Raw genomic sequence first — 20,154 nt, 5'->3', positions numbered from 1 at the left:
ATGCAGGAACGAACCAGGCGGCTGCGCCGCTGCCAGCTGTCCGTGCCGGGATCGAGCGAGAAGATGATGGCCAAGGCCGCGGGCATGGGCGTGGACTTCGTCTTCCTTGACCTGGAGGACGCGGTCGCGCCCAGCGAAAAGCGCCCGGCACGGCGCAAGATCGTCGAGGCCCTCAACGGGCTGGACTGGGGCCGCACCACGCGCTGCGTGCGCATCAACGACCTGACTACCGAATACGCCTACGAGGACATCATCGAAGTGGTGGAAGGCGCCGGCCGCAACCTCGATGTCATCATGCTGCCCAAGGCGATGTCGGCCGCGGACGTGCAGTTTGTCGACAAGCTGCTGTCGATGATGGAGAAGAAGCTCGGCCTGCAGCACCGCATCGGCATCGACGTGCTGATCGAAGAAGTGGAGGCGATGATGAACGTCGAGGCCATCGCCGCATCGACGCCGCGGCTGGAATGCCTGATCTTCGGCATGGGTGACTATTCGGCCAGCCAGGGCGTATCGATGCGCGACATCGGCGGGGGCGGCGGCTATCCGGGCGATATCTGGCACTACCAGCGCCAGCGGCTGACGATCGCCGCGCGTGCCCACCGGCTCGACGCGGTCGACGGCCCGTTCGCCGACTTCCGCAGCCCTGATGCGTTCCGCGAGGAAGCACGCCGCGCCATGATCCTCGGCATGGTCGGCAAGTGGGCCATCCACCCGTCGCAAGTGGAACTCGCGCAGGATGTCTTCTCGCCGGCCGCCGCCGACGTGGCGCGGGCGCGCGACATGATCCGCGCCTACGACGAAGCCCTATCGCAGGGGCTGGGCGCGGTCCAGTACGAGGGCAAGATGATCGACATTGCCTCGGTCCGCATCGTCAGGAACCTGGTGCAGCGCGCCGACCTGATCGGCATGTAGCAGCACGCCCTGCGTGCCGGCCGTGGCAAGGCGCCGCGGCCAACCGGCGTGCCCGCGTGCCATCGCGGGCACAGGCTTGAAGCTTTCGGGAGAAGATTCATGCGTTCCATTGCTGGTTCGGGCAAGGACTTGCCCGCGGATGCCGTCGACCTGCGGCGGCGCCAGATGCTGGGTGCGGCGGCCGGGGCCGCCGCGTTGCCGTGGCTGCTGCCACGCCATGCGCTGGCCAGCGACTGGCCGTCACGCCCCATCCGCATCATTGCCGCGCAGGCGCCGGGTTCGTCCAACGACAGCACCGCGCGGGCGTTTGCGGAGTTCTTTTCCGCCAGGCTGAAGGTGCCGGTGTTGGTCGAGAACAAGCCCGGCGGCATCGGCATGATCGCCGCCGAGGCGGTGGCCCGCGCCAGGCCCGACGGATACACGCTGCTCTGTACCTTGCACAGCCAGCTGGCGCAGGCGCCGGTGTTGCTGAAGAAGCCGCCCATCGATCCGTCGCGCGACCTCACGCCGGTGGCGTCGATCAGCACCGGCGTCGGCGTGATGGTGGCCAACAAGGGTCTGCCGGCCAGCACGTTCAAGGAGCTGCTCGCGCTGGCACAGAAGCGGCCCGTCAGCGTCGGCAACTACGGCATCGGCTCGGGCTGGCAACTGATGGTGGCCCAGCTGAAGAAGCTGACCGGGGCCCAGCTCGACATCATCAACTACAAGGGCACCGGTGCGATGATCGGCGACCTGCTGGCCGGGCATATCGATATCGGCGCCGGCTCGCTGCTCGGCATGTCAGGCGGACTGGCGTCCGGCGGCCTCAAGCCGCTGCTGGTGATCTCGGGGCCGCGCTCCGCCAAGCTGCCGGGCGTGCCGACCTGGACCGACGAGGGCATTTCCGATCCGGTCTTCAGCAACCTTGCCGAGTGCAACATGCTGCTGGGCCCCGCCGGCCTGCCGGCCGGCATCGTCGCCGGCCTCGCCACGCTGGTACGGCAGTCGGTCACCGAGTCGGAGGCCGTCAGGAACGTGCGCGAACAGCTTGGCAGCCAGGACACGCCCCTGACCGGCGAAGCGCTGCAGCGGTTCATCGGGCGCACCTGGCCAACCTACCAGGCCATGACCAGGACGGTGGGACTCAAGATGGAGTGAGGGTCAGGGCGGAACCGGTGCCGCGGTGGCTGGCTGGTGGGAGTCATCTGATGGCCGGCGCGGCGACCATTGATTAGCCTGGCTTATAAGGCCTTTAAGCACCCATTTGCTACTCAGGCCGGCGTGAATCCGCGAAGATGCAGCGGATGACAACGCGCCTCTCTCGTCCACGGAACCCGTTGCGCCGCGGCATGCTGCTGTTGCTTGCCAGTTCTCTGCTTGCACCGGCAGCGTGCTTCCCGACCCATTCCGTGGCCCAGCTGCGGGCGCCCGGTTCCAACAAGGCCCGCATGCAGATTCGGCTGACCGTCAACGGCCAAAGCGCCACGGCAACGCTGTACGACAACGCCACCGCGCGCGATTTCGCCGCACTGCTGCCGCTATCGCTGACGATGGAGGACTACGCCGCCATCGAGCGCGTGTCCAGCTTGCCGCGCAAGCTGTCCACGCAGGGTGCACCGGATGGCATGGCACCCGTGGCCGGCGAACTGACGCATTACGCGCCGTGGGGCAACCTGGCGCTTTTCATCAAGGGCCGGTCCTATGCGCGCGGCCTGCTGCCGCTCGGCAAGGTCGACGAAGGCCTGCCCTTGCTGGCGCAAGCGGGCCCGTACCAGGTGCGGATCGAGCGGGTCGAACCCTGATTTCATCAAGGAGCCTCATGCACGCTCTCAAGACAATCGCCTTGTGCGCCACAGTCATGCCGTGCGCGATCGCCTGCGCGGCAGGTGGGCAGGCGGGTTCGGCGACGGCCGCACCCACCCAGCAGATCGCACGCGCCGGCAGCCAGCCCTCGATAGCCGGCCCTGCCGACTACTTTACCGGCCGGGCCCGGATCGATCCGGTGTGGCCGGCCGACCCGCATATCAACGCCTCCGGCGGGTTGGTGACGTTCGAGCCCGGCGCGCGCTCGGCCTGGCACACACACCCGGCCGGGCAGCGGCTGGTAGTGATATCGGGCGTGGGGCTCACGCAGGAATGGGGCAAGCCCGTGCAGGAAATCCGCCCCGGCGATGTGGTCTGGTGTCCCCCCGGCGTCAAACACTGGCACGGCGCGGCGCCCACGACCGCGATGACTCACCTTGCCGTCACCGGCACCGTGGAGGGGACGAACGTCACCTGGATGGAGAAGGTCACCGATGCGCAATACAACGCCCGCTAGGCTGTGCAACCGGCGTCGCGGGGCCGGCGTAATCATGCTGGCCGTCGGCTGCGTGCTTGCGACCGCCATCAGCCATGCCGCCCCCACAGCGCAGGAATCCCGGAACATGACCAGCACACCAGCCGCCGCACCCAGCCCCGCTGAAACCCTGACCGCGCGCCAGCAGGCCATCGCACCGATTGGCGCGCTTGGTGCCGCAGGCGATATCGCCAGATTGAACGGCGCCTTGAACCAGGGGCTGGATGCCGGCCTGACGGTCAATGAAGCCAAGGAAATCCTGGTGCAGCTCTACGCTTATGCGGGATTTCCGCGCAGCCTCAATGCGCTGGCCGAATTGATGAAGGTGGTGGAGGCGCGCGGGCAGCGTGGCATCGACGACGCTGCAGGCGCGTTGCCCAGCCGTGCCGCGCCGAAGGGCGACGCGCTGCTGGCGGCGGGGACGGCCAACCAGACCCGCTTGTCCGGCGCGCCGGTGACTGGCGCGCTGTTTGATTTCGCGCCGGCCATCGATGAATACCTGAAGACCCACTTGTTCGGCGATATCTTCGAGCGCGACAACCTGGACTGGCAAAGCCGTGAGCTGGCCACGGTCGGCATGCTGTCGGCACTCCCTGGAGCCGAGTCGCAATTGCAGGCGCATATGCGTATCAGCCTGAACGTCGGACTCACGGCCGGCCAGCTGCGGCAGCTTGCCCGGGTACTGGCCGAACGCGTGGATGCCGACAGCGCGCGCAGGGCAGGCGAGGCCCTGGCACGGCATCTGGCCCGTTCCTCCGGGGCGAAATAGAACGCTTGCCGGGGCGGCGCCGCAGCCGCGGGGGAGTACAGCGCAATACTGTGCTCCCCGCCCGCGCATTTGCACACACCGGCCAGCCCGCCGGAAATCTGCTCTGGTGCCACAAACAGGCCGCATCGTCCCGGATCGGCCCCATGAACACCGTTTCTAGGGCACATGCTTTCCCTACATAGCGCCCCCGCGCAGCCGCGTTTCCTGCAATCTAATAGGCTCGCCCCAAGCCGCCGCCCATGAAACGCACCACCACCATTCCCACGCCGCCGCCCGATGCCGCACATATCCTGGTGCCGGCCGACGTGCCCGCGGGCAATGGAAGTGCCGATGACCGCAATTTCGTCACGGCACTGGCGCGCGGCATGGAGCTGTTGCGCGCGTTCGGGCCCCAGGACGATTACCTGGGCAATGCCGAGCTGTCGCGGCGCACGGGCATTCCGCGGCCCACGGTGTCGCGGCTGACCTATACGCTGGCCACGCTGGGCTACCTGACCTATATCGAGGCGACCGAGAAGTACCGGCTGGGGCAGGGCGCGATGGTGCTGGGGCACCGCTATGTCGGCGGCGCCGGCATCCGCGAGATCGCGCAGCCGCTGATGCAGTCGCTGGCGTTCGCGACGGACTGCACGGTGGCGCTGGCGATGCCGGACCGCCATGCCATGGTCTACCTGGAAAGCTGCCAGCCGCGCGGTGCGCTGGTGATCCGGCTGGCGCCCGGGGCGCGGCTGCCGATGGCGACCTCGGCGATCGGGCGGGCGTGGCTGGCGGGACTCGATGCCGATCACCGCGAGGCCGCGCTGGCGGAGCTGGCGCGCCACTACGGCGCGCGCTGGCCGGCGGTGCGCGCTGGCGTGGACCGTGCGCTGCGCGACCATGCCCGGCGCGGCTTCTGCGTGGCGCATGCGGAATGGGACCGCACCGTCAGCGGCGCCGCCGCGCCGCTGCGGCTGGCGGGCAGCAGCGAGGTGCTGGCGCTGAATATCGGCGGCGCCGCGGCGCGGCTGTCGCCGGAAATCCTGGAAGCCAACCTGGGTCCGCGCGTGCGCGAGCTGGCGCAGACCCTGCAGGCGCGGCTGTGGCAGCCTGGCGGCGCGCGTGCGACGGCACGCTTTGCCTCCGCGCAGCCTGAACCTGACCCGGGTCCGGCGAACGCGGCGTAATACGTTTGGCCGCTGACGCCGGCAATCGAATTCAACGAGGAGACAACCCATGGAAGTTCGCAACAAGACCGTCGTGGTGACCGGCGCGGCCACCGGCATCGGCCGCGCGCTGGCACTGGCCTTTGCGCAGGCGGGCGCGCGCGGCGTGGCCGTGGCTGACCTGAACGCGGCCGGCGCCGCCGCGGTGGCCGCCGAGGTCCAGGCCGCCGCGCCCGCCTGCCAGGTGTTTGCGCAGCCGGTCGACGTGGCCGACGCGGCCGCGGTGCAGGGGCTGGCCGACCTGGCGACGCAGCGCTTCGGCCAGGTCGATATCTTCTGCTCCAACGCCGGCATCATCCTGCGCAAGGGACTGGACGCCAGCGCCGACGAGTGGCAGCGCATCTGGGAAATCAACGTGATGGCGCATATCCACGCGGCGCGCGCGGTGCTGCCGCAGATGCTGGAGCGCGGCGACGGCTACTTCGTCAACACGGTGTCGGCGGCGGGCTTGCTGTCGCAGATCGGCTCGGCGCCTTATGCGGTGACCAAGCACGCGGCCATCGGCTTTGCCGAGTGGCTGTCGATTACCTATGGCGAGCGCGGCATCAAGGTCAGCTGCATCTGCCCGCAGGGCGTGCAGACCAATATGCTGTTCGGCGAGAACGGCGAGCGCAAGGGCTTCCTGCAGGAAGGCTCGGTCACCGCCGAGCATGTCGCCGCGGTGACGCTGGAAGGCGTGGCCGACGAGCGCTTCCTGATCTTGCCGCACCCCGAAGTGCTTGAGTACTATCGCCGCAAGGGCCAGGACTATGACCGCTGGCTGCGCGGCATGCGCCGCCTGCATGACAAGGTGATGCAGGAGTTCGGCGGCATCGCGGTCTGAAGGGAACGGCAGACTGGCAGGTTTCGGCGGCGGCTTTGCCGCCGCTTTCACAATGCGCGCCGCCACGCAGCCGCGCGCAACCGGAGGAGCATCCCATGCGTTTCGGTACCGTTGCCGCGGCGGCAGTGCTTGCCGCATCCACCGTGATCAGCCCCGCCGCCGCGCAGGCACAGGGCTATCCCGCCAAGCCCATCCGCATCGTGGTGGGCTTTCCCACTGGCGGCGCGCCCGACACGCTGGCGCGCATCGTCTCGGAGAAGATCTCGCCCGCCTGGGGCCAGCCCGTGGTGGTCGACAACAAGCCGGGCGCGGGCGGCAATATCGGCGCCGAGGCCGTGGCCCACGCGCCGGCCGACGGCCATACCCTGGCGCTCGGCACCGTCGGCACGCATTCGATCAACGGCGCGCTTTACAGCAAGATGCCGTACGACATGGTCAAGGACTTCACGCCGGTGGTCCTGATCGCCTCGACGCCCAACGTGCTGGTGGTCAATCCCGGCGTGCCGGCGAAGAACGTGGCGGAGCTGATCGCGCTGGCCAAGGCCAAGCCGGGCGGCCTGACCTTCGGCACGCCGGGCATCGGCACCTCGCCGCATGTGGCGGGGGAGATGTTCAATGCGATGGCGGGCGTCAAGATCACGCACGTCCCATACAAGGGCCGCGCCATGGCCATCCCGGATTTGCTTGGCGGCCATATCACCATGATGTTCGACAACCTGCCGTCGGCGCTTCCGGTGGTGCGCGAGGGCAAGCTGCGCGCGCTGGGCATTACCAGCGCAAAGCGCTCGGCTTCGGCGCCGGATATCCCGACGCTGGCGGAGCAGGGCTTGCCGGGCTTCGAGGCGGATTCGTGGTTCGCGGTGTTCGCGCCGGCGAATACGCCGAAGGAGGTCGTTGTCAAACTGAATGCCGAGCTCAACCGCATTTTCACGCTGCCTGACGTGCAGGCGAAGCTGAAGACGCTGGGGCTGGACCCGGTGCTGGGCACGCCGGAAAAACTGGCGGCGTACCAGCGGCAGGAAATTGCGAAGTGGGCGCGGGTGGTGAAGGAGTCCGGGGCGAAGGCGGAGTAGTTGCAGCGCTGGTGCGTGCAGCGCTGGTGCGGAGCATTTATCTACCGATTGTGTACTCCCTCTCCCGCAAGCGGGAGAGGGGAGCAAACCAGCAGCGGAATCATTGCCTCGAACTTTCCAATTCCCGCTTGTGTACTCCCTCTCCCGCAAGCGGGAGAGGAGAGCAAACCGGCAGGAACGGATGCGTTCGTAGCGCACTTCCCTCTACGCATCCGGCTCCACCGACTCCCGCCCCATCGTCTCGCCGCTGGTACCACGCAACCGGCTCAGGCTGATCATCGCCCCCACTGCCGCCACCGCCGCCGCCACATACAACGCCATGCGCGCCGCGCCGGCCGGCGACAGGCTGAACAGCAGCGCCACCAATGCCGTGCCGGTGGTCTGCCCCAGCAGCCGCGTCGTCGCCTGCGCGCCGCTGGCGCCGCCGCTGCGTTCCGGAGGGGTGGCGCCGATCATGGCGCGGTTGTTGGGGGACTGGAAGAAGCCGAAGCCGGTGCCGCACATGGCCATGCGCCAGGCGATGTCGAAGCTGCCGGCGTCGGGCCCCAGCGTCGCCAGCCCGACCAGGCCGCCGCCCAGCATGGCCAGGCCGATGCCGGCGAGGATGCTGGCCGGATAGCGGTCGGACAACCGGCCCGAGACTGCCGCCATCACCGCCACCATCAAGGGCCACGGCGTAATCAGCAGGCCGGTCTCCTGCAGCGAGCGGCCGAGCTGGTACTCCAGATAGAACGGCAGCGCCACGAACGACAACATCTGCGTCATGAACGAGCAGAACGAGGTGCCCACCGCCAGCGTAAAGGCCCGGCTGGCGAACAGGTCCACCGGCACCAGCGGCGCGGCGCGCCCGCGCTGGCGCCGCATCAGCAGCCAGCCCAGCACCACCGCGAGCGCCACGCCCGCGCTGCCGGCCAGGCGCCAGCCGGGGTGGCCCAGGCCGTCGACGCTCAGGATAAACATGCCGAACACCAGCGCCGACAGCAGCGCGCTGGGGTAGTCGAAAGCGCGCGGCTGCGGCGGCGTGGCCGGCAGCGCGGTGCGGCTCAGCGCCAGCGCGGCGATGGCGACCGGCACATTGACCGCGAACAGCCATGGCCAGCTGGCCACCGCCAAAATCAGCGCGCCCAGCGACGGCCCCACGGCGATGGTCACGCCCACCACCAGGGCATTGAGGCCGATGCCGCGGCCCAGGCGCGTGGGCGGATAGATAAAGCGCACCAGCGCGGTGTTGACGCTCATGATGCCGGCGCCGCCGATGCCCTGCAGCACGCGCGCGGCCACCAGCATCGGCAGGTTGACCGCCAGCGCGCACAGCAGCGACCCCACCAGGAAGGTGGCAAGCCCCGCCCGGTAGACCCGCTTGTAGCCAAGGATATCGCCCAGCGACGACAGCGGCAGCAGGCACACGGTGACCGTGAGCTGGTAGGCGTTGACGACCCAGATGGTGCTGGCGGGATCGGCCTGCAGTTCGCGCGAGATCGAGGGCAGCGCGATATTGGCGATCGAGCCGTCGAGCACGGCCATGATCAGGCCGAAGAAAACGGTGAGGATCGCCCAGGTGCGCTGGGGTTGGGGAAGGCCTTGTTCTGGCTGCATGAGGGAGACATTGGAGACAATGCCGCGCCCGGATCGGATAAGCCTGGCCAGGCGGCCACGGCGCGGCGTTGCCATTATGGTCGCGCGTGGGGCTGCTCGCAAATCCGCCAATTGTGGTAATTCGAGGCTGCTAGGGCGCGGCCGCGGCGCCGAGCGCGTAGCGCTGCAGCCGCTGGTACAGGGCGCTGGCGGCTTCCGTCATGGCCGGGGCCCAGGCCGGGGCTGCTTCGCACAGTGCTTCGACCGCCCGGCATTCCCTGACGATGGACTGCCGCCGCACGATCATGAAGGCGCCTGCCGCGGCATGCACCCAGTGCCGCAGGCCGGCCAGGTCCTGCTGCGCGACGATGCGCGACAGCGCCGGCAGGTCTTGCCGCAGCTGCCGGCGCAGCATGTCTTCGTAGCGGCGGCGCGGGGCCTGCACCGGCGCGGCCGGCTCGCCTTGTGGCGCGGTCGGGCCGGCGTGGCCGGCGGGTACTGGCAGGCTGCGCAGGCAGGCTTCGAGGTCCTGCAGCGAGGCGGGCTTGGCGAGGTAGCCGGAGAAGCCTTGCAGGTGCCAGTCCTGCGCGGGATCGCTGCACGCCAGCGCGCTGAAGGCCAGCACGGGCAGGCCCGGATGCCGGGCTTGTACCGCGTGCAGCAATGCGTGGCCGTCCATGCCAGGCATATGCAGGTCGGTCAGCAGCGCGTCGACGCGCGCGTGCTCCAGCACCGCCAGCGCCTGCTTGCCGTTGCCGGTGACGATAGGGTGGCAGCCGAGCGCCTGCAGTTGCTCGGCGATCAGCGACTGGTTCAGCGGGTTGTCCTCGGCGACAAGGATGGTCAGCGGCGCGGCTGAGGGCGCGGGCAGCGCCGGCAACGCGGGCGCGGGCCCGGCGGTCGTCGCCGTTTGCGTCTCGCCGCAGGCTGCCGCCACGGCGTCGAGCAGCGCGCGATGGCTGAACGCCGACGCCTCCAGCATGCCGGGCCCGCGCTGCCGCGGACGATGCGGGCCGTCGGCCGACAGCCACACCAGCGCCACCGGCGCGGCGCGGCGCAGCGTGGCCAGCGCCGCCGCGGCGAACTCGTCGGTCGCGACCACGGCTGCAGGCGCGTGGCGCTGCACGCGTTCCTGCGCCGCCGCCAAAGACGCGACGCCCTCGGTGCGCCAGCCCGCGGTCCTGAGCCACGCTTCGATCGAGGCGCCGCTGCGTTCGTCCTGGGACAGCACCAGCACATGGCCACGGTGCGCCACGCTGGCCGCCGCGGGTTCCTGCCGGTCTTTATCGGCCGGCTGCAGCGGCAACGATACCGTGAACGCGCTGCCCACCCCCGGCACGCTGTCCACGACGATGCTGCCGCCCATCAGCTCGCACAGCCTGGCGCAGATCGACAGCCCCAGCCCGGTGCCGCCATAGCGGCTGGCGGCGCCGGCATCGCCCTGCACGAACGGCTGGAACACGCGTGCCGCCAGCGCCGGCGCCATGCCGATGCCGGAATCGCTGACGCGGCAGACCAGCCGCTGCATGCCCGGCTTTCCCGGCAGATCGGCCTGCAGTTCGCCGCTCAGCGTGATGCGGCCGCTGGCGGTGAACTTGAAGGCGTTGTTCAGCAGGTTGCCGAAGACCTGCATCAGCCGCGTGCGATCGCCCATGACTTCGGTGTCCAGCGTGGGCGATAGCTGCAGGCACAAGCGGACCGGGCGGTCCGCCGCCATGGGCGCATAGGCCAGTGCCAGGCTCTCCAGCGCCTCGACGGGACGAAATGGAGCATCGACCAGCGCCAGCTGGCCCGCATCGATCTTGGAGAAGTCCAGCACGTCGTTGACGATGCGGCGCAGCGACCCGGCGGCGGTTTCCAGCGCGCGCAGCCGCGCCGCATGCGGCTCCAGCCCGCCGCTGCGCGCCAGCAGTTCCAGGTTGCCCAGCAGCGCATTCAGCGGCGTGCGGATCTCGTGGCTCATCGCGGCGAAGAAGTTCGAGCGCACCCGCAGCATGGCTTCGGTGGCCTGCTGGGCGGAGCGCAGCTGCTGTTGCAGCGCCTGTTGCGCGGTGCAGTCCTGCACCGCGCAGAACAGCACGGCTTCATCGCGGTAGCGCGCTGGCGCATAGGTGATCTGCAGGAAGCGCGGCGCCGCGTCGGCAGGGCCGGGCGGCTCAGGGGCCGCGACGGTGATGGTGGAGACGGAGGCGGGGCCACCGCCGGCGCCGCACGGCTGCCGGTCCAGCGCGTCAGCCACCGCGGCGGGCAGGGGCTGGTGCGGCCGCGCCGGCAGCAGCGACGCCGCCAGCGGATTGCACGCCAGCACGGCGTGGTCGTGCTGGCGCACGATGCACAGGCCGACCGGCGTGGCGGTGACCAGCACCTGGTTCATCAACTCGCTTTCCAGCGCGCGCCGCGCTTCGGCATGCGAGCGCCGCAGCAGCTGCCGGCTCCAGTAGCGCGCCGCGAGCACGATGGCGCCGGTCAGCAGCAGCATGGCGCCGCCGATCACCGCCAGTTCGGCGGCCAGCGCGTTGGCCAGCAGCCGGTACGGCAGCTGGTAGACCAGCAGGCCGAAGCCGCCCTGCAATGGCTGCACCAGCACGACGCCCGCGCGCGTCAGGCGCATCGCGTTGTGCGGCAGGCCGCGGCCGCGCGCGGCGATGCCGCGGGCGCTGGCCAGGCTGAGGGCGGCGGCATGCGGCCACACGTCGATCAGTTGATCCGTGTCGTTGAGCAGCGCCAGGCCGGCGTGGTCCGGTGGCGGCGGCAGGCCAGCCAGGAACGCCTGCACCGGCACGCAGGTCGCCACCAGCATGGTGGCGCGATCGCCGGCATAGGCGGCGCCGGCCAATACCATGACGGGGGTGTCGTCGACGGGATCGCGCAGCGGCCCCAGCCACACCGGCTGGTCGCGCGCGGGCACGGCGTGGCCGGTGCGGTCCAGCAGCGCGCGCGTCAGCTGCGTGCGCAAGAGCGGGATCAGCGCCGGATCCAGCGCCCGCGGCGCGCCCGCGCCGGCTTGCGGCTGGCGGATCACGACCGCGCTGTCTTCGTCCAGCGAGACTGCATAGGCGCCATGACCGAGATCGAAGGCCTGCTGCGTGGCCACCGTGGCCAGCGCGATTTGGCGCAGCCGCGCGAATTGCATGGGCAGGCTGGCGCCCCATGCCTGGCGCGTGGCGTCGGCGGCGAGCAGATGGTAGTCCTTGCGCACGGCCTCGACATGGGCCGCGGCCGCGCCGGTGCGGCGCAAGGCATCGAGGCCGGGGTCGCGCGACGGGTCCGGCGCGGCGGTGCCAAGATGGTAGCGGATGCTCAGCGCGGTCCGGCGCACGAACGACGCTTCGTTATGCAACCGCTGCGACACCGTGCCGACATAGTGCGCGACCTGGCTGCGGCGATAGTCCAGGTGCTGGTCCGCCGCCAGCCCGGCCAGCAGCGTGCCGGCGCACAGCACGATGGCGATCAGCGTCGCGACGGTCACCGAATACAGGCGTTGCTGGCGGCGCGCGTGGCCGGCAAGCGCGTCGAAGGTGCTGGTCAGGCTGTCGCGGGTGCGGTCGGGGTCTTGCTGCATGGTCGTGGAGGGCTGCGGGCCGGGTCGAAGCCCGGTCAGATCAACCCGCTTTCATAGGCATAGCGGATCAGCCCGGTATTGGTCTGCACCCCCAGCTTGCGCATGGCCACGGTCTTCTGGCTGGAGATGGTGCTGACCGAGCGGCCCAGCTTGGCGGCGATCTCGGTCAGCTGCGCGCCCTGCGCATAGAGCCGGATCACCTCGAGCTCGCGCTGGGTCGGCTCCCGCGCGGGCGAGCCGGCCAGCGCCGCGCGCTGCAGCACGCGCTGCACCGCGGGCGAGCAGAAGCAGCCCCGGCCGAACGCGGCGTGGGCGCAGGCGCGCACCACTTCATCGAGCGGATCTTCCTTGCTGACGAAGCCGCGCACGCCCAGCTTCATGGCGCGGCGGACGATGGCGGCGTTGGAGCGGGCGCTGATCACCACCACCCGCGTCGCGGGATGGCGCCGCGCCAGGCGGCTGAGCAGGTTGAAGCCGTCCAGCGAGGCGTCGCCGTGGCCCATGCAGAAATCGGTGATGGCGATATCGGCGGGATGCCGCGCCAGCGAGCCCAGCAGCTCGGTGCCGTTGCGGCATTCGCCGCTGATCTGGACGCGCGCGCTGCGCTGCAGGCAGTCGCGCAGCGCAGCCACCACCAGCGGGTGGTCGTCGGCCAGGGCAACGCGCAGGACTCGTTCGTTCATCGGCAATCTCCGGGTGAGGCGGCAACCGGTTGCTGCCGGCAGCGCGGGGCGGTGGCGTCATCACAAGACTCGCATTCTGGCCAGATTCCACGCCCCGCTGAATCGGAATTCCGCTAGTTCATGGCGCCCCGGCGGGGATGCGCAGCGGACCGGATCCGGCCAATGCAATGACATGCCTGCATGATCGGTGCTATGCCGCGCCGGCTTGGCCCGGGTTTGCGCAGGAACCCTGCCTTTGTCTTGCGCTACACCCATTGCGGGAGATCAATGCACGGCAAAGTGCGGCGGCGGCGACATTGCCGGCGGACTTCCGGCGGACTTCCGGCGGGCCGGAATTTTTGCCGCTTGGCGGCGCGGACCGCTGTCCTAGAATGAAGCTGACACGCGCCCCGCGGCGTGTGCACCGCGTGGGGGAATGCCATGCCCGTCTATCAATACCGCTGCGAGAAGTGCGGCCATATGTTCGAGAAAACCGAGCATCTCGCGGAACATGCCTCTGCCCATCCACCGTGCCCGAATTGCGGCAGCCAGTCCGTGCAGCACGCACCGGCGCCGTTCGTGGCGGTGACCCAGCGCAAGAGCTGAGTTTCGAACAATAACCTTGCAGGAGGGTGCGGACGCGCCGCCGGCCGGCTGCCGGCGCGCGTCCTGCTTCATGCGTGGCGCCCGCGGTGCCACGCGCGTTCGCGCTGCGCGCAAGCGGCGATCTCAACCTTGACGGAGGATGCCATGGCAACGAGACCGTTCACCGAATTTCCCGCCGACGAGCAGCAGCAGGTCCTGGACGCATGCCGGCATGTCGGGCTGGCGGCGGAGATGTTCGACATTACCGACGAGCGCGACGGCGACGGCGCGCGGCGCGTCAGCGTGCGCCGCGTCGGCACCGACAAGACCAGCGTCTACGAGGCCGGCGCCGGCACGGCGTGGATGGAAGAGTTCGAGAGCGACCTGGAGTGCGGCCTGTACGGGCCAGTCACGGTCTAGCGGCGGTCTAGCGGCGGTCTAGCGGCGCCGCCGGCGCGGCTCAGTGCCGTGCGCGCTCGCCGGTGCGCGACACCACCGACGCGCCGGCGATCAGTTCCTTGAGCAGCGCCAGCGAGGCCGCGCCGCCGGTGCGGTAGGGATCGAGCTCGGCGCGCGCCGAGAACTTGAGCAGGGTGGCCGCATTGAGCCGCGCCGCATTGACCTGCCCCATGGCCCAGCCGGCAAAGTCGCGCGTGCAGGTTTCCTCGAAATGCAGCAGGGTCACGTCGTGGTGGCGCGGATCGCGCGCGATCGACTGGAACAGCTGCGACACCTCCTGCCGGTCGCCTTCCAGCGCCTGCAGGAAGATGCCGTTGCCATGGCACAGCACCCCGGTGATGCCGTGGCGCGGGTTGCGCTCCAGGCTGGTGGCCAGGATGGCATCGAGCAGGGCGGCATCGATGGCCTGGCGGGCACGGCTGGCATAGAGCAGGCGGACTAGCATGGTCGTGGCGCTCGGTGGTGGCGGCCGCGGGCAGGCCGCTAGCCGCGGTTATGGTTCAGCAGCGTGAGGAATTCGCGGCGCAGGCTGTCGTCCTTCAGAAAAGAGCCGCGCATCACGCTGTTGGTCATCTTGGCGTCGGTGTCGCGCACGCCGCGCCAGTGCATGCAGAAGTGCTCGGCCTCCATCACGATGGCCAGCCCGTCGGGACTCATCTTTTCCTGCAGCAGGTCGGCCACCTGCGCCACCGCCTCTTCCTGGATCTGCGGGCGGCACATGATCCATTCGGCCAGCCGCGCGTACTTGGACAGCCCGATCAGGTTGGAATGCTGGTTCGGCATCACGCCGATCCACAGCTTGCCGATGATGGGACACAGGTGGTGCGAGCAGGCGCTGCGCACGCGCAGCGGCCCCACGATCATCAGTTCGTTGAGCTGGCCGACGTTGGGGAATTCCGTCACCGGCGGGGCCTTGGCATAGCGGCCGGCAAAGATCTCCTTCAGGTACATCTTGGCGACGCGGCGCGCGGTTTCCTGCGTGTTGTGGTCGTTGTCGACGTCGATCACCAGCGCCCGCAGCACGTCCTGCAGGCGCGCCTGGACTTCGGCCTGCAGCTGTTCCATCTCGCCCGGCTCAATATAGCGGGCGATATTGTCGTTGGCGTGGAAGCGCTCCTGCGCGGCCTCCAGCCGCGCGCGGATGCGGGCCGAGACGCTGCCGGCGGGATGGCTGGCACCTTCGCCGGCGTTGCTGTCCTGTGCGCGGTGCGCGGCGTCCTTGCTGGTCATGGATCGGTGTGGTGATGGCGTGATTGGCGGCGCAGCGGGGGTGTGCCGGATTCACTATATGGCAGATGCCGTGGCCTCACAACCCGCGCGGTGGCCGGCAAAGGACGTTGCGGTGGGCCGGATACGCCACAACCGATGCGCGCTCGATGAAGAGTTCGTGACATCGCTCAAGCCCGCCCCGCACGGCGCCGACAAGCCCACATAATGTCTGCACAACACCAGGCGGCCCGTCGCAGGCCGCCGGCCCCCGGCCGCGGCCATGCGCGGCCTGACGCTTTGTCGGGATCCACCTCATCATGCCGATCGCCTTTCCGTGCAGCAGCCTGATGTTGCTCCATGTGGTGACAGTGCCGGTACCTGCCACGCCGGTGGAAACCGGTGTGGCGGAACACCATGCCCGCGCCGTGCGCCAGGGCGCGGGCGGACTGCGCCGGCCGCTGTCGCCGGCGCCGCGCAGCCCGGCCGCGGAAGTCCCCGCCAGCGGCTGAAGCTGCGGTCTAAAGCAGCAGCAGCGCCAGCGCCGGCAGCATGGCCGCCGGCATGACCACCGCGCCCACGCGCAGGAACTGCCCGGCGCTGACCTGCAGCCCGTCGCGCCGCAGCGCCGTCAGCCACAGCAGCGTGGCGAGCGAGCCGGTGACGGACAGGTTGGGGCCCAGGTCGATGCCGACCAGCACCGCGCCGCTGACCGCATGCGAGGCCTGCCCGGCATCCAGCGCCGACGCGGCAATCAGCCCCGCCGGCAGGTTGTTGGCGAGATTGCCCGCCAGCGCCACCACCGCGCCCACGCCCAGCAGCGCCAGCGCGCCGCCATCGCGCGAGGCCGCGGCAACGGCGTCGGCAAGGTGGCGGATCACAGCAGTCTGCTCCAGCGCCGCCACCAGCACGAACAGCCCCGCCACCATCGGCAGCACGCCCCATGACACCCCGCGCAGCGTCGGCCACATTAGTTCGCGCCGGGTGGCGCAGACCAGCAGCAGCGTGGCCACGCCGGCGGCGCAGGTGGGCCAGCCCAGCGCGCTGCCGCGCAGCGAGGCCACCAGCAGCACCAGCCCGGTCAGCACGATGCCCAGCGCGCTCAGCCACGCCTGGCGGGACAGCGGCGGCACCGGCACGTCCTGCGCGATGGGCTCGGCCAGCGCCGCGCGCTGGGTCCACCACAGCGCCGCCAGCGTCGCCAGGACCGCGGCCAGCGAGGGCAGCGCGAAGCTGGCCAGCCACCCCGCCAGCGGCGGCATGCGCTCGCCGAAAATCACCAGGTTGGCCGGGTTGGAAATCGGCAGCACGAAGCTGGCGGCGTTGGCGATAAAGGCGCAGGCGTACAGGTAGGGCAGCGGCTGGCGCACGCGCGCGGCGCGGGTGGCGGCCAGCACCGCGGGCGTGAGCACCACCGCGGTGGCGTCGTTGGACATGAACGCCGTCACCAGCGTGCCGAAGCCATACACCAGCAGGAACAGCCGCGGCGCCGAGCCGCGCGCCTGGCGCACGGCGAGCGCGGCAACGTGGTCGAACAGGCCGGTCTTGCGGGCCAGTTCCGCAATCAGCATCATGCCGGCCAGGAACAGGTACACGTCATGGCCGCGCAGCACCGCGGCCAACGCCTCGGGCGGCGCCATCAGGCCGGTGGCGCACAGCAGCAGCGCGCCGCCGGCGGCCCAGAAGGCTTCGGGCAGGCGGAAGGGACGGAACAGGACGCCAGCGGTGGTCAGCGCGGCGACCGACCAGATCAGCAGCGGGCTGTGGCTGGACATCGGGTTCGGGACGGAAAGCGTGGAAGCGGCAAGTCTACAGCGGGTTGTCGGCGGGTGCGGCCGGCGCGGCGGCTGGCGCCTCGCTGGTCACGGGGGTGGGCGCGGCCGCGGAGGGTGCGCCTGGCGCGGCTGGCGCACCGGGTGCGGCCTGCGCCGGGCCGTTGCTGGCGAACGGGTCCGTCAGCGGCGGGCTGGCCGGCGTCGCAGCCGGCGCTGGCGGCGGGAAGCCGATCGAGGCGATGCCGTGGCTGCCGTCGGCGTTCTCGGCGTAGATCCACTCGCCGCCGGTTTGCACCACGCCGGCGGGCGCCTGCGCGTCGGCCTCCGGCACGCCGGCCAGGCGGCCCTCCATGTAGGCGGCCCACACCGGCAGCGCGGTGGTCGCGCCGAACTCACGCTCGCCCAGGCTGCGGTTGTCGTCATAGCCCATCCACGCCACCGTGACCACGCCGCCGGCATAGCCGGCGAACCAGCCGTCGACCGAGTCGTTGGTGGTGCCGGTCTTGCCGGCCACGTCGTCGCGGCGCAGGTAGCGGCGCACGCCGGCGCCGGTGCCGGCATCGACCACGCTGCGCAGCAGGCTGTCCATGACGAAGGCATTGCGCGCGCTGATCACGGGCGGCGGCGCCGGGCGCTCGTCGGTGTCCTGGTTGGCACTGAACAGCACGTTGCCTTCGCTGTCGGTGATGCGCTCGATCAGGTAGGGCTCGATGCGGTGGCCGCCGTTGGCGAACACGCCGTAGGCCGCCGCCAGGCGCAGCGGCGAGGTGGTGCCGGTGCCCAGCGCCAGCGGCAGGTAGCGCGGCAGCCGCCTGGGCGAGAAGCCGAAGCGGCTGGCGAATTCCACCGCATAGGGGATGCCGATCGCCTGCAGCGTGCGGATCGCCGGCAGGTTGCGCGATTCGGCCAGCGCCTGGCGCACGGTGATGGGGCCGACAAAGCGCCCGTCGTCGTTGGACGGCTGCCAGCGGGAGCCATTGGGCAGCGGCGCGTCGTTGATCAGCGTGCCGGGCGACACGCCGCGCTCCAGCGCCGCGGCATAGATGAAGGGCTTGAAGGTCGAGCCGGGCTGGCGCTGCGCCTGGGTGGCGTGGTTGAAGCGGCTGGCGCCAAAGTCGGCGCCGCCGACCATGGCCTCGATCGCGCCGCTGCCGGCGTCGAGCGACACCAGCGCGGCCTGCGGGCCTTGCGACAGGTCCCTGACGAACTGGCGGTGGCGGCGCGCGTAGCCCTCCAGCCCGCCATGCACGGCATCGTAGGCCAGGGTCTGGCGCACGGAAGACACCGTGGTGTAGACGTTCAGGCCGCGCGTGTAGGCCTCGTCGCCGAAGCGCTCGCGCGCCAGCTGGCGCGCCAGTTCGGCCACGTGTTCGGCATGGCCGGCAAAGCTGCCGGGGCTGTCGTCGGTGATCACCAGGCGCGTGGCGCGGGCTTCGCGGTAGTCGTCCTGGCTGATCATGCCCAGCGCCAGCATCCGACCCAGCACATATTCCTGGCGCCGCTTGGCACGCGCGAAATTGACCACCGGGTTCACGGCCGAAGGTGCTTTCGGCAGGCCCGCCAGCATCGCGCTCTCGGCCAGCGACAGCGACGCCAGCGGCTTGCCGAAGTACGCGTGCGCGGCGCTGCCGAAGCCATAGGCATGCTCGCCCAGGTAGACCTGGTTCATGTACAGCTCGAGGATGCGGTCCTTGGGCAGCGCGTGGTCGATGCGCCAGGCCAGCAGCATTTCATACCACTTGCGCGCCAGCGTCTTCTCGCGCGTCAGGTAGAAGTTGCGCGCCACCTGCATGGTGATGGTCGAAGCGCCCTGTGCGTAGCGCTGGCCGAGGTTGGCCAGCGCGGCGCGGAACACGCCGGGGATGTCGATGCCCTGGTGTTCGTAGAACTGGTCGTCCTCGGCGGCGAGCAGCGCCTGGACCATGCGCCGCGGGATCTGCTCGAAGGGGATGAACTCGCGGTGCTCGCTGCCGAACTCGCCGATCTGGACGTGGTCGCTGGTGTAGATGCGCAGCGGCACATCGGGCCGGTAGTCGCGCAGCGCTTCGACGGGGGGAAGCTGGCGCAGGCTGACCACGGCGGCAAAGCCGGCCAACAAGGCGCCGGCGGCAGCCAGCGCCAGCGCGGCGCCGCCTGCCTTGACTGCGAATTTTTTCATGGGCCGCATTTTACCCGCTGCACCTGACGGCCCGGCTTCACCGACCCGGCGGCCGGCTCAGCGGTTTGCCGCCAGCGGCAGGGGATTGCCCAGCTCGTCATGGTCGACCGGCTGCGGTGCGGGAGGGCTCGCCGGCGCTGGCTGCGGCGGCGCGGACTGCACCGCCGCCACGCGCAAGCGCGCCTGGCTGTGCTGGCGCGCGAATTCGCACAGCGACAGCCAGGTCTGCTCGCGCTCGATGATGGTGAAGTGATCGGTGTCCGGCACGGTCTGCAGCGCCACCGGGCCGGGCCAGGCCGCCATGAGCCGTTCCGAGCAGGCGTGCGGCACCACTTCGTCTGTAGCCGCCAGCAGCACCTTGGTGCTCTGCACGACCTTCTTGCAATGCGAGATCGAATCGAAGTGGTGGCGCATCAGTTGGCGCAGGGGCACCAGCGGAAAGCGCTTGCGCACCAGTTCCAGCAGCGAGTCGTAGGGGGTGATCAGCTGCAGGCTCTCGAAATCCTGCAGGTCCGCCAGCTGGATCGCCACGCCGGTGCCCAGGCTGCGCCCCACCACGTGCACGCGGGTCTCGGGGAACACGCGCCGCACGTGCAGCAGGAACTGGCTGGCGTCGGCCACCGCGGCGCCCTCGGACGGGCGCCCGTCGGAGTGGCCCAGGCCGCGGTAATCGTAGGTGGCGAAGGCCATGCCGGCGGGCAGCCAGCGTGCGTATTGCAGCGTTTCCAGCACATCCTCGCCGCGGCCCGGCAGGTAGAACAGCAGGTCGTGCACGCTGTCGCCGGGGGCGTGGTAGATGTAGCCGCGCACCACGCCGCCGGGGATCAGGTGCGAATAGCCGATGATGCCGTCGGGCAGGTCGCGCGGCGGGCGCCGGCGCGCGTCGAACAGCAGCCGGTCCTGGTTCACGGTCAGGTAGGTCCAGTAGCAGGCGAAGCCGCTGGCGGTCATCAGCGCGGCTGCCAGCGCGCGGCGGGTGGTCAATGGCATGGCATTCTTCGGTGGCCGCGGCCAGGCGTGGCGCAAGCGCGCCGGCCTTGCCGCCCAGCCGCGCAGCCTACCCTATTTTTGCCGGG

The 20,154-nt window shown here is 70.3% G+C and carries 19 protein-coding genes; 11 read left to right on the top strand and 8 right to left on the bottom strand.

Annotation, left to right across the window (positions count from 1 at the left end):
- The 8 genes from CBM2594_RS22740 (at window position 1) to CBM2594_RS22705 (ending at window position 7,096) form a co-directional block, all read left to right on the top strand.
- Complete coding sequence (locus tag CBM2594_RS22740) at window positions 1-912, top strand: HpcH/HpaI aldolase/citrate lyase family protein (RefSeq protein WP_116359056.1); 912 nt, start codon at window positions 1-3, stop codon at window positions 910-912.
- A 99-nt stretch (window positions 913-1,011) separates the two neighbouring features.
- Complete coding sequence (locus CBM2594_RS22735; RefSeq protein WP_116359055.1) at window positions 1,012-2,049, top strand: Bug family tripartite tricarboxylate transporter substrate binding protein; 1,038 nt, start codon at window positions 1,012-1,014, stop codon at window positions 2,047-2,049.
- Window positions 2,050-2,339: 290 nt separating this feature from the next.
- Window positions 2,340-2,693: a cyclophilin-like fold protein gene (locus CBM2594_RS22730; RefSeq protein ID WP_116359735.1), complete on the top strand. Its 354-nt coding sequence runs from the start codon at window positions 2,340-2,342 to the stop codon at window positions 2,691-2,693.
- Window positions 2,694-2,710: 17 nt separating this feature from the next.
- Window positions 2,711-3,211: a (R)-mandelonitrile lyase gene (locus tag CBM2594_RS22725; RefSeq protein WP_198048197.1), complete on the top strand. Its 501-nt coding sequence runs from the start codon at window positions 2,711-2,713 to the stop codon at window positions 3,209-3,211.
- 106 nt (window positions 3,212-3,317) lie between these two features.
- The gene (locus CBM2594_RS22720; protein WP_116359734.1) at window positions 3,318-3,998 is read left to right on the top strand and encodes a carboxymuconolactone decarboxylase family protein; all 681 of its coding nucleotides are present in this window, start codon (window positions 3,318-3,320) and stop codon (window positions 3,996-3,998) included.
- Window positions 3,999-4,237: 239 nt separating this feature from the next.
- Window positions 4,238-5,161: an IclR family transcriptional regulator gene (locus CBM2594_RS22715; RefSeq protein WP_116359054.1), complete on the top strand. Its 924-nt coding sequence runs from the start codon at window positions 4,238-4,240 to the stop codon at window positions 5,159-5,161.
- A gap of 49 nt (window positions 5,162-5,210) precedes the next feature.
- Window positions 5,211-6,023 (top strand): SDR family oxidoreductase, encoded by an 813-nt coding sequence (locus tag CBM2594_RS22710; protein ID WP_116359053.1) that lies wholly within the window; start codon window positions 5,211-5,213, stop codon window positions 6,021-6,023.
- A 95-nt stretch (window positions 6,024-6,118) separates the two neighbouring features.
- A complete protein-coding gene (locus tag CBM2594_RS22705) occupies window positions 6,119-7,096 on the top strand; it encodes a Bug family tripartite tricarboxylate transporter substrate binding protein (RefSeq protein ID WP_116359052.1) in 978 nt (325 codons plus the stop codon).
- Window positions 7,097-7,300: 204 nt separating this feature from the next.
- Here the strand turns inward: CBM2594_RS22705 and CBM2594_RS22700 are convergent, their stop codons facing one another.
- The 3 genes from CBM2594_RS22700 to CBM2594_RS22690 all read right to left on the bottom strand — a co-directional run bounded on the left by CBM2594_RS22700 (window position 7,301) and on the right by CBM2594_RS22690 (window position 12,916).
- Window positions 7,301-8,692 carry an MFS transporter gene (locus CBM2594_RS22700; protein WP_116359050.1) on the bottom strand — a complete coding sequence of 464 codons (1,392 nt, stop codon included), beginning with the start codon at window positions 8,690-8,692 and terminating at the stop codon, window positions 7,301-7,303.
- A gap of 130 nt (window positions 8,693-8,822) precedes the next feature.
- Entirely contained in the window at window positions 8,823-12,233 is a 3,411-nt protein-coding gene (locus tag CBM2594_RS22695) for an ATP-binding protein (protein WP_116359048.1), read from the bottom strand.
- A gap of 35 nt (window positions 12,234-12,268) precedes the next feature.
- A complete protein-coding gene (locus CBM2594_RS22690; RefSeq protein ID WP_116359046.1) occupies window positions 12,269-12,916 on the bottom strand; it encodes a response regulator transcription factor in 648 nt (215 codons plus the stop codon).
- Window positions 12,917-13,336: 420 nt separating this feature from the next.
- On the opposite strand from CBM2594_RS22690, the gene CBM2594_RS22685 reads away from it, so the two are divergent.
- Both CBM2594_RS22685 and CBM2594_RS22680 read left to right on the top strand, forming a co-directional pair.
- Complete coding sequence (locus CBM2594_RS22685) at window positions 13,337-13,501, top strand: FmdB family zinc ribbon protein (protein WP_116359044.1); 165 nt, start codon at window positions 13,337-13,339, stop codon at window positions 13,499-13,501.
- A gap of 144 nt (window positions 13,502-13,645) precedes the next feature.
- Window positions 13,646-13,900, top strand: coding sequence for a hypothetical protein (locus tag CBM2594_RS22680; protein ID WP_116359043.1), 255 nt, complete (start codon window positions 13,646-13,648; stop codon window positions 13,898-13,900).
- 40 nt (window positions 13,901-13,940) lie between these two features.
- On the opposite strand, the gene CBM2594_RS22675 is transcribed toward CBM2594_RS22680, so the two are convergent.
- Both CBM2594_RS22675 and folE read right to left on the bottom strand, forming a co-directional pair.
- Window positions 13,941-14,384, bottom strand: a complete 444-nt coding sequence (locus CBM2594_RS22675) for a BLUF domain-containing protein (protein ID WP_116359041.1) — start codon at window positions 14,382-14,384, stop codon at window positions 13,941-13,943.
- Between the two features lie 38 nt (window positions 14,385-14,422).
- Window positions 14,423-15,169, bottom strand: a complete 747-nt coding sequence (folE, locus tag CBM2594_RS22670) for a GTP cyclohydrolase I (protein ID WP_116359039.1) — start codon at window positions 15,167-15,169, stop codon at window positions 14,423-14,425.
- Between the two features lie 296 nt (window positions 15,170-15,465).
- Between folE and CBM2594_RS22665 the strand changes: the two genes are divergently transcribed.
- Window positions 15,466-15,657 carry an arsenite efflux pump ArsB gene (locus CBM2594_RS22665; protein ID WP_116359037.1) on the top strand — a complete coding sequence of 64 codons (192 nt, stop codon included), beginning with the start codon at window positions 15,466-15,468 and terminating at the stop codon, window positions 15,655-15,657.
- 9 nt (window positions 15,658-15,666) lie between these two features.
- Here CBM2594_RS22665 and CBM2594_RS22660 read toward each other — a convergent pair whose 3' ends face one another.
- From CBM2594_RS22660 to CBM2594_RS22650, 3 genes are read right to left on the bottom strand one after another with little or no spacing between them, the layout of a single operon-like run.
- Window positions 15,667-16,920 carry an arsenic transporter gene (locus tag CBM2594_RS22660; RefSeq protein WP_116359035.1) on the bottom strand — a complete coding sequence of 418 codons (1,254 nt, stop codon included), beginning with the start codon at window positions 16,918-16,920 and terminating at the stop codon, window positions 15,667-15,669.
- A gap of 34 nt (window positions 16,921-16,954) precedes the next feature.
- A complete protein-coding gene (locus CBM2594_RS22655) occupies window positions 16,955-19,078 on the bottom strand; it encodes a PBP1A family penicillin-binding protein (protein WP_116359033.1) in 2,124 nt (707 codons plus the stop codon).
- A gap of 57 nt (window positions 19,079-19,135) precedes the next feature.
- Window positions 19,136-20,068: an alpha/beta hydrolase gene (locus CBM2594_RS22650; protein WP_116359031.1), complete on the bottom strand. Its 933-nt coding sequence runs from the start codon at window positions 20,066-20,068 to the stop codon at window positions 19,136-19,138.
- Between the last annotated feature and the right edge of the window lie 86 nt (window positions 20,069-20,154).

Origin of the sequence: Cupriavidus taiwanensis, assembly GCF_900249755.1 — a bacterium.
Taxonomy (GTDB): Bacteria; Pseudomonadota; Gammaproteobacteria; order Burkholderiales; family Burkholderiaceae; genus Cupriavidus; species Cupriavidus taiwanensis_D.
Note: the sequence above shows the minus strand (reverse complement) of the source record. Positions and strands in the feature narration are given on the sequence as shown.

What these genes read in the sequence shown, in the direction of transcription:
- CBM2594_RS22690 (WP_116359046.1), bottom strand. Translation starts at nt 12,916, where the DNA reads ATGAACGAACGAGTCCTGCGCGTTGCCCTGGCCGACGACCACCCGCTG.
- CBM2594_RS22675 (WP_116359041.1), bottom strand. Translation starts at nt 14,384, where the DNA reads ATGCTAGTCCGCCTGCTCTATGCCAGCCGTGCCCGCCAGGCCATCGAT.
- CBM2594_RS22650 (WP_116359031.1), bottom strand. Translation starts at nt 20,068, where the DNA reads ATGCCATTGACCACCCGCCGCGCGCTGGCAGCCGCGCTGATGACCGCC.
- CBM2594_RS22740 (WP_116359056.1), top strand. Translation starts at nt 1, where the DNA reads ATGCAGGAACGAACCAGGCGGCTGCGCCGCTGCCAGCTGTCCGTGCCG.
- CBM2594_RS22685 (WP_116359044.1), top strand. Translation starts at nt 13,337, where the DNA reads ATGCCCGTCTATCAATACCGCTGCGAGAAGTGCGGCCATATGTTCGAG.
- CBM2594_RS22705 (WP_116359052.1), top strand. Translation starts at nt 6,119, where the DNA reads ATGCGTTTCGGTACCGTTGCCGCGGCGGCAGTGCTTGCCGCATCCACC.
- CBM2594_RS22665 (WP_116359037.1), top strand. Translation starts at nt 15,466, where the DNA reads ATGCCGATCGCCTTTCCGTGCAGCAGCCTGATGTTGCTCCATGTGGTG.
- CBM2594_RS22735 (WP_116359055.1), top strand. Translation starts at nt 1,012, where the DNA reads ATGCGTTCCATTGCTGGTTCGGGCAAGGACTTGCCCGCGGATGCCGTC.
- folE (WP_116359039.1), bottom strand. Translation starts at nt 15,169, where the DNA reads ATGACCAGCAAGGACGCCGCGCACCGCGCACAGGACAGCAACGCCGGC.
- CBM2594_RS22720 (WP_116359734.1), top strand. Translation starts at nt 3,318, where the DNA reads ATGACCAGCACACCAGCCGCCGCACCCAGCCCCGCTGAAACCCTGACC.
- CBM2594_RS22715 (WP_116359054.1), top strand. Translation starts at nt 4,238, where the DNA reads ATGAAACGCACCACCACCATTCCCACGCCGCCGCCCGATGCCGCACAT.
- CBM2594_RS22725 (WP_198048197.1), top strand. Translation starts at nt 2,711, where the DNA reads ATGCACGCTCTCAAGACAATCGCCTTGTGCGCCACAGTCATGCCGTGC.
- CBM2594_RS22655 (WP_116359033.1), bottom strand. Translation starts at nt 19,078, where the DNA reads ATGAAAAAATTCGCAGTCAAGGCAGGCGGCGCCGCGCTGGCGCTGGCT.
- CBM2594_RS22680 (WP_116359043.1), top strand. Translation starts at nt 13,646, where the DNA reads ATGGCAACGAGACCGTTCACCGAATTTCCCGCCGACGAGCAGCAGCAG.
- CBM2594_RS22730 (WP_116359735.1), top strand. Translation starts at nt 2,340, where the DNA reads ATGCAGATTCGGCTGACCGTCAACGGCCAAAGCGCCACGGCAACGCTG.
- CBM2594_RS22695 (WP_116359048.1), bottom strand. Translation starts at nt 12,233, where the DNA reads ATGCAGCAAGACCCCGACCGCACCCGCGACAGCCTGACCAGCACCTTC.
- CBM2594_RS22660 (WP_116359035.1), bottom strand. Translation starts at nt 16,920, where the DNA reads ATGTCCAGCCACAGCCCGCTGCTGATCTGGTCGGTCGCCGCGCTGACC.
- CBM2594_RS22700 (WP_116359050.1), bottom strand. Translation starts at nt 8,692, where the DNA reads ATGCAGCCAGAACAAGGCCTTCCCCAACCCCAGCGCACCTGGGCGATC.
- CBM2594_RS22710 (WP_116359053.1), top strand. Translation starts at nt 5,211, where the DNA reads ATGGAAGTTCGCAACAAGACCGTCGTGGTGACCGGCGCGGCCACCGGC.